The sequence below is a fragment of the Microbacterium sp. Soil_N32 genome (assembly GCF_057655505.1).
The window spans coordinates 24,066-36,327 of record NZ_JBDGME010000014.1 but is presented as its reverse complement, the minus strand read 5'-3'; the positions used below and the strand labels follow the sequence as shown (position 1 = coordinate 36,327).

Here is a 12,262-nt window from a genome sequence, read left to right as displayed (position 1 = left end):
GTCGGTCACCGTGCTGCGACCATCACGAAGACGCGCCGCCGCGCTCTCCATCTCGCTGTACGTTGCTCCGAAATCATGTCCGGCCATCGTGGCTCCCTCCGTATCGAAAACGCCCCCCTCGGGCACTGACAGCACGGGAGGCTACCCAATCTGTGCAGGAAGAGAAAGGGATGCATGCAGGCGCATGCTCCAACCGCCCGCCGCGTCTGGCGAGCGGGCGAGTCGGAGCGGGCGCCCGGGTCGCGCTCATTGTGTGCTGACCACAGCTCGGGACGAGGCCGGCAACGCGAGCGGACAGAAGCCCCTCAACCCGACGCGCTCGCGCGCTACGCCACTACCCCTTCCACCGCGAGCCCTGACCCGGTCGGCCCCTCTCTTCGTCGCTCCCGTCGTGAAACATCCCGCCTGCGACGCGTTCAGGCGGGATCCTTTGCGACCGGAGCGGAACACGTTGCGACCGGAAGGGATGCCGGGGCTAGGCGCGGGCGGAGATCTCGCTCAGCATCCGGTCGCGGGCGCCGTCGAGGTGGGCGGCGAGCACCGCGGCGGCCTCGTCGGGAGCACCCGAGCGCATGACCTGCATGAGCGTGACGTGATCGCCCGACGACTCGTGCAGATCTTCGTCGTGATTGATCGTGACCTCGAGCAGCGCGGCGAACGTCGGCAGGTACTGGCTCCACGCGCCTTCGAGGCGCGGGTGGTCGGCGAGCGCGTAGATCTGCGAGTGGAAGTCGAGGTCCGCCGTGACGAAGGCGGCGTGATCTCCCGCATCGGCTGCTTCGGCCATGCGCTCGACCGCCGCCTGCATCGCCGCCCACCGCTCGTCGTCGTCGACGCGCATCGCCCGCGAGAGCGCGAGCTGTTCGAGCGCTCCCCGCAGGCTGTACAGCTGGTCGACGTCGTCCTGCGTGAGGCCGACGATGTACACGCCGCGCGGGCGTTGGATCTCGACGAGGTTCTCGAACGACAGCTGGGTCAGCGCATCGCGGATCGGACCGCGGCTCACCTCGAACTCCTCAGCCAGCGCCTCTTCGGTCAGGCGTGTGCCCGGGGCGAGGTCGCCGCGCACGATGCGCTGGCGCAGCACGCGGGCGACCTGGGTTCCGAGCGACTCCGCTCGTTTGACGATCTGTGGCACGCCGACCTCCTGTTAACAGTCAACAGAATACACACGGGGGGCTGTCGGCGGGAGGGCGATGCAGATGCTCAGCCGCGGTGCTCGCGCGGGTTCCACAGTACGAGCTCGGTGGAACGGCGGATGCGCCGACCCTGCGGCACCGGAACCACGCCGGACGATCCCGCGGCGAACACGCGCACGCCCGGGCGGTTCTCGCGCTCGGCGCGCAGCGCCCCTTCGAGATCGGCGACCCGGCGGCGGAGCATCCGATTCTCGTCTTCGAGGTCGAGGAGCTTCGCGATGGCGGGGAGGCTCATCCCCTCGGAGGAGAGCTGGGCGACCTCGCGCAGCTGCTCGATGTTGCGGTGCGAGTAGCGACGCGAGCCGCCCCGCGTGCGACCAGGCACGACGAGCCCGATGCGGTCGTACTGGCGCAGGGTCTGCGGGTGCATGCCGGCCAATTCGGCGGCGACGGCGATCGCGAAGACCGGGGTGTCAGCATCCATCGCGTTCTCCTTCCGCTGAGGCGACGACGAGCGCGTGCGCCGGGGCGAGCCGGTTCCCGGAGGAACAGCCCGCCCCGGCGGACGCGCGACGGATGCTCGTCATCGCCGAGCCTTCGCCATGAGCTCGGCGCGGGGGTTCTCGGTCGGCTCCAGCTCCTGGAACCGCTCGAGCGCCTCGCGCGCCGCCTCGTCGAGATGGGTCGGCACCGCGACCTGGAGCTCGGCGAGCAGATCGCCGGTGCCCTTCGAGGTCGTGACGCCGCGGCCCTTGACCCGCAGCACCCGCCCGGAGGGGGTACCCGGCGCGACGCGCAGCTTCACCACGTCGCCGCTCAGCGTCGGCACCTCGATGGTCGCCCCGAGCGTCGCCTCGGTGAAGGTGACCGGCACCACGAGGCGCAGGTTCAGCCCGTCGCGCGTGAAGACCGGATGCGGTCGCACCGTGATCTGCACCACGATGTCGCCGCTCTCGCCGCCGTCGGGCGACGGGCGCCCCCGGCCGCGCAGACGGATCTTCTGCCCGTCGGCGACCCCGGCCGGGATCTTCACCTTGAACGGCTTGCCGTCGTCGCCCTGCAGCGTGATCGTCTCGCCCTGCACCGCCGTGGCGAAGTCGAGGGTGGTACGCGCGGTCACGTCGGCACCGCGCTGCGGTCCGCCGAAGCCGCGGAACCCGCCGCTCGGCTGACCGAAGCGCCCGCCGCCGAAGCCGCCGCCCCCGCCGCCCTGGTTGAACATCGCGAAGATGTCCTCGAAGTCCGCGGACTGCCCGCGGCCTCCCTGCCCGAAGCGGCTGAAGACGTCTTCGAACCCGCCGGCGCCCGAGCCGCCCGCCGTGAAGCGGGCGCCCGAACCCATGGCGCGGATCTCGTCGTACTCCTTGCGCTGCTCGGCGTCGGAGAGCACCGAGTACGCCTCGCTGATCTCCTTGAACCGCGCCTCGGCCGTGGCATCACCGGCGTTCGAGTCGGGGTGGTACTTCCGCGCCAGCTTGCGATACGCCTTCTTGAGGTCGGCCTCGCTGACGTCCTTCGAGACCCCGAGGGTCTTGTAGAAGTCCTTGTCGAACCAATCCTGGCTAGCCATCCATCACCTACTCTGCGGGAACGGCGACGACGACCTTCGCAGGACGCAGCTCGACGTCACCGAGACGGTACCCCACCTCGACGACCTCGAGGATCGTGGCCTTGTCGACGCCGGGGGTCGGCTGCTGGAAGATCGCCTCGTGGCGCTGCGGGTCGAACTCCTCGCCCTTCTCGCCGTACGAGACGACGCCGAGGCGCTCCACCACCGCACGCACCTTCTCGGCGATCACGGCGAACGGCGTGCCGTCGACGAGATCTCCGTGCTGGCCGGCGCGGTCGAGGTCGTCGAGCACCGGGATGAGGCCCTTCACGGCCTCGCCCTTGGCCCGCTCGATCTCGACCTGCCGCTGCTCCTCGGTGCGCCGACGGTAGTTGGCGTACTCGGCCTGCAGGCGCTTGAGGTCGCTCAGCAGTGTCGACTCGAGGTCGGCGAGCACGGCGTCCTCCGCCGCGGCCTCGCCGGTCTGCGCCGTGCCGAGGATGTCGTCGACCGTGAGGTCGTCGGGGGCGTCGTCGATCGGGGTCTCGTCCGAGCCCTCGGCCGCTGCCGCCTCACGGGAGTCGGGGTTGTGCGGCGCGGGGCCGGATGCCTGAGCATCCGACCCCTCGCCTGCGACTCCGTTGTTCTCTTCGAAGTCCTTGTCAGCCATGGTTACTTCTTCTCGTCCTCGTCGTCGACGACCTCGGCGTCGATGACGTCCTCCTCGGACGACGCCTCGCCCTGGGGTGCGTCGCCCTCGGGGGCGCCGGCCGCGGCATCCGCCTGCGACTGCGCGTAGATCGCCTCACCCAGCTTGGTCTGCGACTCGTTCAGCTTGTCGAACGCGGTCTTCACGGCCTCGTCGTCGTCGCCGGCGAGCGCCGTCTTGAGCGCGTCGACGTCGGCCTGCACCGATTCCTTAACGTCGGCGGGCAGCTTCTCGTCGTTGTCCTTGATGAGCTTGTCGATCGAGTACGCGAGCGTCTCGGCCTGGTTGCGGACCTCGGCGGCCTCACGGCGCTTCTTGTCTTCCGCGGCGTGCTCCTCGGCCTCGCGCACCATGCGGTCGATGTCGTCCTTCGACAGCGACGAACCGCCGGTGATGGTCATCGACTGCTCCTTGCCCGTGCCCTTGTCCTTGGCGGACACGTGCACGATGCCGTTCGCGTCGATGTCGAACGTGACCTCGATCTGCGGGATGCCGCGGGGCGCCGGTGCGATGCCGGTGAGCTCGAACGTGCCGAGCGGCTTGTTGTCGCGGGTGAAGTCGCGCTCGCCCTGGAAGACCTGGATCGCGACGGACGGCTGGTTGTCGTCGGCCGTGGTGAAGGTCTCGCTGCGCTTGGTCGGGATGGCCGTGTTGCGCTCGATGAGCTTGGTCATCATGCCGCCCTTGGTCTCGATACCGAGGCTGAGGGGGGTGACGTCGATGAGCAGCACGTCCTTGCGCTCACCCTTGAGGACACCGGCCTGCAGGGCGGCGCCGACGGCGACGACCTCGTCCGGGTTGACGCCCTTGTTCGCTTCCTTGCCGGTCTCGCGCTTGACGAGCTCGGCGACGGCGGGCATACGGGTCGATCCACCCACGAGCACGATGTGCGCGATGTCGGCGACCTTGATGCCGGCCTCGCGGATGACGTCCTCGAAGGGCTTCTTGGTGCGGTCGAGGAGATCCTTCGTGAGGTCCTCGAACTTCGCACGGGTGAGCGTCTCGCTGAGCGACACGGGGCCCGAGTCGGTGAGCGAGAGGTACGGGAGGTTGATCGAGGTGCTGGTCGAGGACGACAGCTCCTTCTTCGCCTGCTCCGCGGCCTCCTTGAGGCGCTGCAGCGCGATCTTGTCGCTCGAGACGTCGACGCCGGTGGTCGACTTGAACTGCGAGATCAGGTAGTCGACGACGCGCTGGTCCCAGTCGTCTCCACCGAGGCGGTTGTCACCGGCGGTGGCGCGCACCTGGATCGTGGAGAAGTCGTCGTCCTTGCCCACCTCCAGGAGGGAGACGTCGAAGGTTCCGCCACCGAGGTCGAAGACGAGGATGAGCTCGTCTTCCTTGCCCTTGTCGAGGCCGTAGGCGAGAGCGGCCGCGGTGGGCTCGTTGATGATGCGGAGCACGTTGAGGCCCGCGATCTCGCCGGCCTCCTTCGTGGCCTGACGCTCGGCGTCGTTGAAGTAGGCGGGAACGGTGATGACCGCGTCGGTGACGGTGTCGCCCAGGTACGACTCGGCGTCGCGCTTGAGCTTCATGAGGATGCGCGCGGAGATCTCCTGCGGCGTCCACTTCTTGCCGTCGACGTCGAACGTCCAGTCGGTGCCGACGTGGCGCTTGACCGACGCGATGGTGCGGTCGACGTTGGTGACGGCCTGGCGCTTGGCGGTCTCGCCGACGAGCACCTCGCCGTCCTTCGTGAAGGCGACCACCGACGGGGTGGTGCGGAAGCCCTCGGCGTTGGCGATGACCTTCGGCTCGCCGCCCTCGAGGACGCTGACGACGGAGTTCGTCGTACCGAGGTCGATTCCCACAGCACGTGCCATGTTGTTCTCCTTTGCTGACGTTGTTTCGGTTCGGAAGTCTGCGGCGATCAGGAAAACCTGAGTCGCGATGGCTCAAGTGTATCGCCGGCCCCGAGCACTGTCAAATGAACTTGATATGAGTTGGCTCAACTTTACATCGCGGCGGGACGCGGCGACCCGAGTCGGTGTCGAGCACGCCCGCACCCGATGCACATCGACCACGGGCAGGGCTACCCCTGGGAGCCGGGCCACGGGCTGGCTAGGCTGACGGGCATGTCGAGCATCCGCCTCTCCCGCCTCGCCGCCGTTACCGCGGTCGCCGCGTTCGCCCTGCTTCCGCTCAGCGGATGCGTCTACGCGCAGATTCCGGCCGAGGCTCCGGGCGCCGGTGAACCGTCCGCGACGCCCTCCCCCAGCGAGGCGCCCGACACCGACTCCGGTGAGCTGCCGACCACTCTGACCTTCGCCGAGGGAGCGGACATCCCCTCCACGGCCTACATCGAATGGGGCGACGGACTCCTCTCCGACGATGCGTGGAAGATCGCCTCCCCCGACGACGGGCAGGGCAACTGGAGCTACGCGAAGGTCGACGACTCGTGCACGGTCCACTTCTGGCAGGGGCGTCTCGGCGCCGATATCGTCGTACCCGGCGACGACGCCGCCACGTCGGATGCCCTGATGGCGACGTTCCTCGGCGGCAGCCCCGCGGACATCACCCCGAACGCCACGACGGGCTCGTTCAGCTACCAGACCTCCGGCAACGACGACGTCGAGACGCGGCAGGTCGTCGGCGAGGGCGAGGGGCGCACCTGGATCATGTCCGCGCGCGGTTTCTCGGCCCTCAGCGTCGGGCTCTACGCAATCGCCGACTGCGCGGCCGGCGACCCGGCCGACGTGCTCGCCGAGGTGAACGACCTCAACGCGATCATCGTCACGCCCTGAGGCGACGCGTCACGCCCTGAGGCGACGCGTCACTTGCCGCCGGGAGGGCCCGCCAGCAGCAGCACCACGTACAGCCCGACGATCGCGACGACCAGCAGAGCGGCGAGCACCCACGGCCGGTTGAGGAACCACCGCACGAGACGGTCGAACCACCGGTGGTCGCGCGGGTCATCGGTGGCGTCGAGCCGCCAGGCGCCGTCGAGGCGACCGGTGCGGTGGAGCCAGATCTCCGTGGGCACCGTGGCGTAGGGCACCACGGCGCTCGCGACCGCGAGCACCGCGACCCCCACGTGCCAGCGCTGGTTGATCGCGACGAGCAGGGCGGTCGCCCCATAGGCCAGGAACACGAACCCGTGGATGCCGCCGCCGATCGTGACCACGACGCCCGGGGCACCCAGGGCACGGGCGATGATGGCCCCGATCAGAAGGGTCCAGGTGATCGCCTCCGCGATCGCGAGAACTCGGTACAGGCGGGCGGGCGCACGGAACACGGGACTCCTCCGGTCGGGGTACGTCGAGCGTATCCGCGCTTCCTATGAGCCACCGGCCCACCAACGCCCGGAAGCGCCTCGAAAACACAGACCGATCGCCGACCGCGCGGCGTGTCCCGCCCCGACACGCCGCCCGCGAGCGAATCGGTCTGGGTTTCCGCGCGCGGGGGGCGTCGTCCGCGCCCGCGCGCACGGCGCGCCGTCACCGCCCGTTCACCGCCGGCGGCCAGACTGCGAGTCATGAGCGCACCCGATCCCCACCCCGGCGCCCCCGAGCCCGTCGCGACGGCCACGAGCGGCGCAGTCGCCGTCGTCGGCCTCGACCTGCGCGGAGAGACACCGGCCCCGAAGAAGCAGGTCTTCTCGTGGGCCCTGTGGGACTGGGCGACGCAGCCCTTCAACACCGTCATCCTCACCTTCGTCTTCACCGCCCTGTACCTCGTGGGCGAGGGATTCCTGCCCGCAGACATCGCAGCCCTCGACCCCTCCGACCCCCGTCGCATCGCCGCCGACGCCGATCTCACCTCGGGCCTGGGACTGGGGTCGACGATCGCGGCGTTCGGCATCCTGCTGCTGGCCCCCGTGCTCGGTCAGCGCGCCGACGCCGCCGGTCGCCAGAAGCTGTGGCTCGGGATCGGCACCGGCGCCCTGGTGATGTGCATGCTCGGCCTGTGGTTCGTCGAGCCGACGCCGAGCCTGTTCTGGCTGGGTGTGGCGCTGATCTCGGCGGCGACCGTGTTCCAGGAGATCGCGGCGGTCAACTCGAACGCGATGCTCATCGGCATCGCGACCCCGAAGAACGTCGGCCGCATCTCGGGCCTCGGGTGGGGCTTCGGATATCTGGGCGGCATCATCGCGCTCGCCATCGTCGTCGCTCTGAATGCCGTCGACTGGTTCGGGATGCCGACCGACGACGGCCTGGTCTACCGCCTGATCGCCGTGGGATGCGCCGTCTGGGCGATCGTGTTCAGCATCCCGATCTTCCTGTACGTGCCCGAGCCGTCGCTCGGCCGTCCGGAGCGGAAGGTCGGGTTCTTCCGCTCCTACGTGCTGCTCGTGAAGGACGTGGCCGCCCTCTATCGCGACCCCGAGACCCGACCGACGTTCTGGTACCTGCTCTCGAGCGCCGTGTTCCGCGATGGACTGGGCGGGGTGTTCGCCTTCGGGGCGATCATCGGCACCTCGGTGTTCGGCTTCGGCACCCAGCAGATCATCGTGTTCGGCATCGCCGCCAACCTCATCGCGGGCGTGTCGACGATCGCGGCGGGGCGCCTCGACGACCGGCTCGGCCCGAAGCGCATCATCCTCGGGTCGATCGGGGCCATGATCATCGCCGGGCTCGCCGTCTTCGTGCTGCGCGACGGCGGGGCGACGGTGTTCTGGATCGGCGGACTGCTGCTGTGCGCCTTCGTCGGCCCGGCTCAGGCGGCCGCGCGGTCATTCCTCGCCCGCGTCACGCCGGCCGGCCGCGAGGGCGAGATCTTCGGCCTCTACGCCACGACCGGGCGCGCGGCGAGTTGGATGGCGTCGATCGCCTGGACCGTGCTCATCGCACTGACCTCGCAGACCGCCTTCGGCATCCTGGGCATCGTCGTCGTGCTGCTCATCGGCTTCCTGCTTCTGCTGCCGGTGAAGGCCCCGGCCCGCACCGCCTGAGCCGGCCCGCCCACCCTCTCCCGGCCTCCCCCGCCCCCGCCTCCCCCCGCCCCGCATAACTTCGGAGTGGTGCGGCGACACCCCGGCGATCGGATGCTTCGGCCGGGGTGTCACGCCGCAACTCCGAAATCGTGCGCCGGGGACGGGTGGGGCGCCGCAACTCCGAAGGTGTGCGGCGGCGGTCGGGTGAGGTGGAGGGGGAGAGACGGATCAGGTGAGGAGGAGCGGCGACACGGCGGCGGCGAAGCCGGGGAGGGGCAGCGGCGCGTTCGTGGCGAGGTAGGCGACGAGCACGACCGCTCCGACGAGCAGCAGCAACAGGAAGATGAAGATGGCGGCGGTGATGCCGCCGTAGCCGCTCGACGCGGGCGCCTCGGGGGCCGAGAACGCCGGGTCCTGCGGTGGCGCCGGCTCCGGGTCGGTCGTGGGCGGCGGCACCGGCAGGCGCTCCGCCACCGGCCGACGCGACGAACGCAGAGCGCCCGAGCCGTGCGCCCCTGTGACGGGGCCGTCGAACGCGGGCGGGGGAGGCACGACGTCGTCGCCGGTCGATCCTCCGAACGCGGGCGGCGGGGGCACGACCTCGTCGTCGCTCGCGGCGGCGACCGGCGGCACCGATCCCGTCATCGGTCCGTCGAACGCGGGCGGGGGCGGCACGACGGCGGCGGCCCGGTCGTCGTCGAAGACGGGCGGGGGCGGCACGACGGCATCCGTCTGAGCATCCGCAGGCGCCGCTACGGGGTCGACGGGCGGCACCGGGGCGACCGCATCCGTCTCGCCCTCCCGTGGGTCGCGGTCGGACGGATGGATGCTGTCGCTGGTCATGTCAGCCTCCGAGTGATCCGACGTCGGTGACTCCGACGTCCGTGCGGTGGAAGTTCTGGAACGAACGCGAGGCGGTGGGCCCGCGCTGCCCCTGGTAGCGGTTGCCGTACGGGCCCGAGCCGTAGGGGTTCTCGGCCGGCGAGGTGAGGCGGAAGAAGCAGAGCTGGCCGATCTTCATACCCGGCCACAGCTTGATCGGCAGCGTGGCGACGTTCGCGAGCTCGAGCGTGACGTGCCCGGTGAAGCCGGGATCGATGAAGCCCGCGGTCGAGTGCGTGATGAGGCCCAGGCGTCCGAGCGACGACTTGCCCTCGAGGCGGGCCGCGATGTCGTCGGCGAGCGAGACCTGCTCGAACGTGGCGCCGAGCGCGAACTCGCCGGGGTGCAGGATGAACGGCTCGTCGGGGTCGACCTCGATGAGCCGGGTGAGCTCCGGCTGATCGACCGACGGGTCGATGAACGGGTACTTGTGGTTGTCGAAGAGCCGGAAGTAGCGGTCGAGTCGCACGTCGACGCTCGACGGCTGCACCATCGCCGGGTCGTGGGGAGCGAGGCCGATACGGCCCGAGGCGAGTTCGGCGGTGATGTCGCGGTCGCTGAGAAGCACGGCCCCAGCCTAGTCAGCCGCGCTACGGGACCGCAGAAGTATGCCCGTATCCGACGACCGGATCCGAGCGCTCGCTCGTCTGCACTCATGACGCACTCCCCCGGGTGCGCCATCCATCAACGATGACCGGAGAAGAAACATGTCGATGAAGACGAAGAAGAACCGCTGGGCCGCGATCGCCGTGGCCGCACTCGTGATCGCGGGCGGAACGGTGGCCGCGCCGCAGGCGGCGAGCGCCGCCACCCAGACCTGCGGGTGGGACGGCTACCGCTGCACGATGAGCACGAGCGCATCGGGAACGGTGAGCTTCCGGGCGTACGACTCGTGGGGCAACAAGTACAGCTCCCGCTACACCGTGAAGACGACGAGCGGCAGCACGATCTGCTCCGGCTCCCTCACCGTCAACGGCGGATGGAAGACGTGCTCGCTCTTCGGCTACAAGGGCACGGTGAAGATCACCGTGTCGAAGGCCTGGGACAAGGGCATCCGTATCGTGACGTCCTGATGTGTTCGGCGATCGGTGGGGAACACGGCCACGCACCCCTGTGGCCCCGCGTTTCCCACCGATCGTCACCCGTCGGGTAGGCTGATCCCACCGGTTCCCACGGATGCCGGTTCGGGGCTGTAGTTCAATGGCAGAACTTCTGCTTCCCAAGCAGACAGCGCGGGTTCGATTCCCGTCAGCCCCTCCATATGTGACGACCTCCCCCGGTCACGGATACTCGTGCGGACGCTCGGGGTGGTTGAGGTCGAACGCCGGGCGCTCGCTGCGGATGCGGGGGATCGACGTGAAGTTGTGGCGCGGTGGCGGGCATGACGTGGCCCACTCGAGTGAGGCGCCGTAGCCCCACGGGTCGGCGACGGTGACCTTCGGGGCTTTGCGCGCGGTGATCCAGACGTTGATGAAGAACGGCAGCATCGACGCACCGAGCAGCATCGCTCAGACCGTGGAGATCTGGTTCTGCCAGGTGAACCGATCCTCGTCGGCGTAGTCGGCGTAGCGGCGGGGCATGCCGTCGACTCCCAGCCAGTGGTGGATGAGGAACGTCAGATGGAAGCCGATGAACAGCATCCAGAAGTGCACGTATGCGAGGCGTTCGTTGAGCATCCGCCCCGTCCACTTGGGCCACCAGAAGTAGAACCCCGAGAACATGGCGAACACGACCGTGCCGAAGACCACGTAGTGGAAGTGAGCGACCACGAAATAGCTGTCGTGCAGGTGGAAGTCGAGCGGTGGCGAGGCGAGGATCACTCCCGTCAGACCCCCGAAGACGAAGGTGACGAGGAACCCGAGCGCGAAGACGAGCGGACTCTCGAAGGTGACCGAACCGCGCCACATCGTGCCGATCCAGTTGAAGATCTTCACCCCCGTCGGGACGGCGATGAGCATGGTGAGGAGGGCGAAGAACGGCAGTAGCACGGCCCCGGTGACGTACATGTGGTGCGCCCAGACCGCCACCGACAACGCGGCGATGGCGATCGTCGCGTAGATGATGGTCTTGTACCCGAACAGCGGCTTGCGGCTGAAGACGGGGAAGACCTCGGAGACGATGCCGAAGAACGGCAGGGCGATCACGTAGACCTCGGGATGCCCGAAGAACCAGAACAGGTGCTGCCAGAGCAGCACGCCGCCATTCTGGGGGTCGAAGAGATGCGCGCCGAGGATGCGATCCGCGGCGGCGGCGAAGAGCGCGGCCGCGAGCACCGGGAACGCCATCAGCACCAGGAGGCTGGTGATGAGCGTGTTCCAGGTGAACACGCTCATGCGCCACATCGTCATCCCCGGAGCACGCATCGTGATGATCGTCGTGATGAAGTTGACCGCGCCCAGGATCGTTCCGAACCCGCTCAGGCCGAGGCCGACCATCCAGAGGTTTCCTCCGGCGCCCGGAGTGAAGGTCGCGCTGGCGAGGGGCTGGTAGGCCGTCCAACCGAACGAGGCCGAGCCCTGAGGAGTGAGGAAGCCGGCGAGGGCGATCGTCGATCCGAAGAGGAACAGCCAGAACGAGAACGCGTTCAACCGCGGGAACGCCACGTCCGGCGCGCCGATCTGCAAGGGCATGATCGCGTTCGCGAAGCCCGCGAACAGGGGCGTCGCGAACATCAGCAGCATGATCGTGCCGTGCATGGTGAACAGCTGGTTGTACTGTTCACGGGTCGGCATGAGCTGCATCCCCGGCGCGAAGAGCTCGGCCCGGATCACGAGCGCCATCACTCCGCCGAGCAGGAAGAACACGACCGACGCGATGAGGTACATGTACCCGATCGTCTTGTGGTCGGTGGAGGTCACCCACCGCACGACGATGTTGCCCTTCTGCTCCACGCGAGAGGCGCTCATCAAGGCCGCTTGCCGCGCATCGGCCGGTGGAGTGATTCGCGGCTCGGTCGTCATCATGCTCCTGCTTCTGGGCGGCATCGCCCGCCCTCGAACGACGCTCTGTCTGGATAGCGCCGGACGATATGACCGCGCCGTCAGCGCAGAAGGGGGCTTGTCAGAATCGGCATCGCGCGGTAAAAACCGATCCGCGACGACGCGACGGAA

Annotated in this window: 11 protein-coding genes, 1 tRNA gene and 1 pseudogene; 4 read left to right on the top strand and 9 right to left on the bottom strand. The window is 69.0% G+C overall.

Annotation, left to right across the window (positions count from 1 at the left end):
- Nucleotides 1-475 precede the first annotated feature (475 nt).
- The 5 genes from AC3A3J_RS03415 to dnaK form a co-directional block, all read right to left on the bottom strand.
- Nucleotides 476-1,138, bottom strand: a complete 663-nt coding sequence (locus AC3A3J_RS03415) for a GntR family transcriptional regulator (RefSeq protein ID WP_487670952.1) — start codon at nucleotides 1,136-1,138, stop codon at nucleotides 476-478.
- 68 nt (nucleotides 1,139-1,206) lie between these two features.
- On the bottom strand, nucleotides 1,207-1,623 hold the full coding sequence (locus AC3A3J_RS03410) for a heat shock protein transcriptional repressor HspR (protein ID WP_487670951.1): 417 nt from the start codon (nucleotides 1,621-1,623) through the stop codon (nucleotides 1,207-1,209).
- A 99-nt stretch (nucleotides 1,624-1,722) separates the two neighbouring features.
- Complete coding sequence (locus tag AC3A3J_RS03405) at nucleotides 1,723-2,709, bottom strand: DnaJ C-terminal domain-containing protein (RefSeq protein WP_487670950.1); 987 nt, start codon at nucleotides 2,707-2,709, stop codon at nucleotides 1,723-1,725.
- Between the two features lie 7 nt (nucleotides 2,710-2,716).
- Nucleotides 2,717-3,358: a nucleotide exchange factor GrpE gene (locus AC3A3J_RS03400; RefSeq protein WP_487670949.1), complete on the bottom strand. Its 642-nt coding sequence runs from the start codon at nucleotides 3,356-3,358 to the stop codon at nucleotides 2,717-2,719.
- A gap of 2 nt (nucleotides 3,359-3,360) precedes the next feature.
- The gene (gene dnaK / locus AC3A3J_RS03395) at nucleotides 3,361-5,220 is read right to left on the bottom strand and encodes a molecular chaperone DnaK (protein ID WP_487670948.1); all 1,860 of its coding nucleotides are present in this window, start codon (nucleotides 5,218-5,220) and stop codon (nucleotides 3,361-3,363) included.
- A gap of 252 nt (nucleotides 5,221-5,472) precedes the next feature.
- On the opposite strand from dnaK, the gene AC3A3J_RS03390 reads away from it, so the two are divergent.
- The gene (locus AC3A3J_RS03390) at nucleotides 5,473-6,141 is read left to right on the top strand and encodes a hypothetical protein (protein ID WP_487670947.1); all 669 of its coding nucleotides are present in this window, start codon (nucleotides 5,473-5,475) and stop codon (nucleotides 6,139-6,141) included.
- Between the two features lie 29 nt (nucleotides 6,142-6,170).
- Here AC3A3J_RS03390 and AC3A3J_RS03385 read toward each other — a convergent pair whose 3' ends face one another.
- A complete protein-coding gene (locus tag AC3A3J_RS03385; protein WP_487670946.1) occupies nucleotides 6,171-6,632 on the bottom strand; it encodes a DUF3817 domain-containing protein in 462 nt (153 codons plus the stop codon).
- Between the two features lie 240 nt (nucleotides 6,633-6,872).
- On the opposite strand from AC3A3J_RS03385, the gene AC3A3J_RS03380 reads away from it, so the two are divergent.
- Entirely contained in the window at nucleotides 6,873-8,288 is a 1,416-nt protein-coding gene (locus AC3A3J_RS03380) for an MFS transporter (RefSeq protein WP_487670945.1), read from the top strand.
- 210 nt (nucleotides 8,289-8,498) lie between these two features.
- Here AC3A3J_RS03380 and AC3A3J_RS03375 read toward each other — a convergent pair whose 3' ends face one another.
- Nucleotides 8,499-9,113, bottom strand: a complete 615-nt coding sequence (locus tag AC3A3J_RS03375) for a hypothetical protein (RefSeq protein ID WP_487670944.1) — start codon at nucleotides 9,111-9,113, stop codon at nucleotides 8,499-8,501.
- Between the two features lies 1 nt (nucleotide 9,114).
- A complete protein-coding gene (dcd, locus tag AC3A3J_RS03370; protein ID WP_487670943.1) occupies nucleotides 9,115-9,720 on the bottom strand; it encodes a dCTP deaminase in 606 nt (201 codons plus the stop codon).
- A 139-nt stretch (nucleotides 9,721-9,859) separates the two neighbouring features.
- On the opposite strand from dcd, the gene AC3A3J_RS03365 reads away from it, so the two are divergent.
- Entirely contained in the window at nucleotides 9,860-10,225 is a 366-nt protein-coding gene (locus tag AC3A3J_RS03365) for a hypothetical protein (protein WP_487670942.1), read from the top strand.
- Nucleotides 10,226-10,338: 113 nt separating this feature from the next.
- Nucleotides 10,339-10,412, top strand: a tRNA-Gly gene (locus AC3A3J_RS03360).
- 20 nt (nucleotides 10,413-10,432) lie between these two features.
- On the opposite strand, the pseudogene ctaD reads toward AC3A3J_RS03360, so the two are convergent.
- Nucleotides 10,433-12,058, bottom strand: a pseudogene (ctaD, locus tag AC3A3J_RS03355) (aa3-type cytochrome oxidase subunit I).
- Nucleotides 12,059-12,262 lie beyond the last annotated feature (204 nt).

Bases quoted from the DNA above. Each gene is read 5' to 3' on its own strand.
- AC3A3J_RS03410 (WP_487670951.1), bottom strand. From the start codon at position 1,623: ATGGATGCTGACACCCCGGTCTTCGCGATCGCCGTCGCCGCCGAATTG.
- AC3A3J_RS03405 (WP_487670950.1), bottom strand. From the start codon at position 2,709: ATGGCTAGCCAGGATTGGTTCGACAAGGACTTCTACAAGACCCTCGGG.
- AC3A3J_RS03400 (WP_487670949.1), bottom strand. From the start codon at position 3,358: ATGGCTGACAAGGACTTCGAAGAGAACAACGGAGTCGCAGGCGAGGGG.
- dnaK (WP_487670948.1), bottom strand. From the start codon at position 5,220: ATGGCACGTGCTGTGGGAATCGACCTCGGTACGACGAACTCCGTCGTC.
- AC3A3J_RS03390 (WP_487670947.1), top strand. From the start codon at position 5,473: ATGTCGAGCATCCGCCTCTCCCGCCTCGCCGCCGTTACCGCGGTCGCC.
- AC3A3J_RS03380 (WP_487670945.1), top strand. From the start codon at position 6,873: ATGAGCGCACCCGATCCCCACCCCGGCGCCCCCGAGCCCGTCGCGACG.
- AC3A3J_RS03375 (WP_487670944.1), bottom strand. From the start codon at position 9,113: ATGACCAGCGACAGCATCCATCCGTCCGACCGCGACCCACGGGAGGGC.
- AC3A3J_RS03365 (WP_487670942.1), top strand. From the start codon at position 9,860: ATGTCGATGAAGACGAAGAAGAACCGCTGGGCCGCGATCGCCGTGGCC.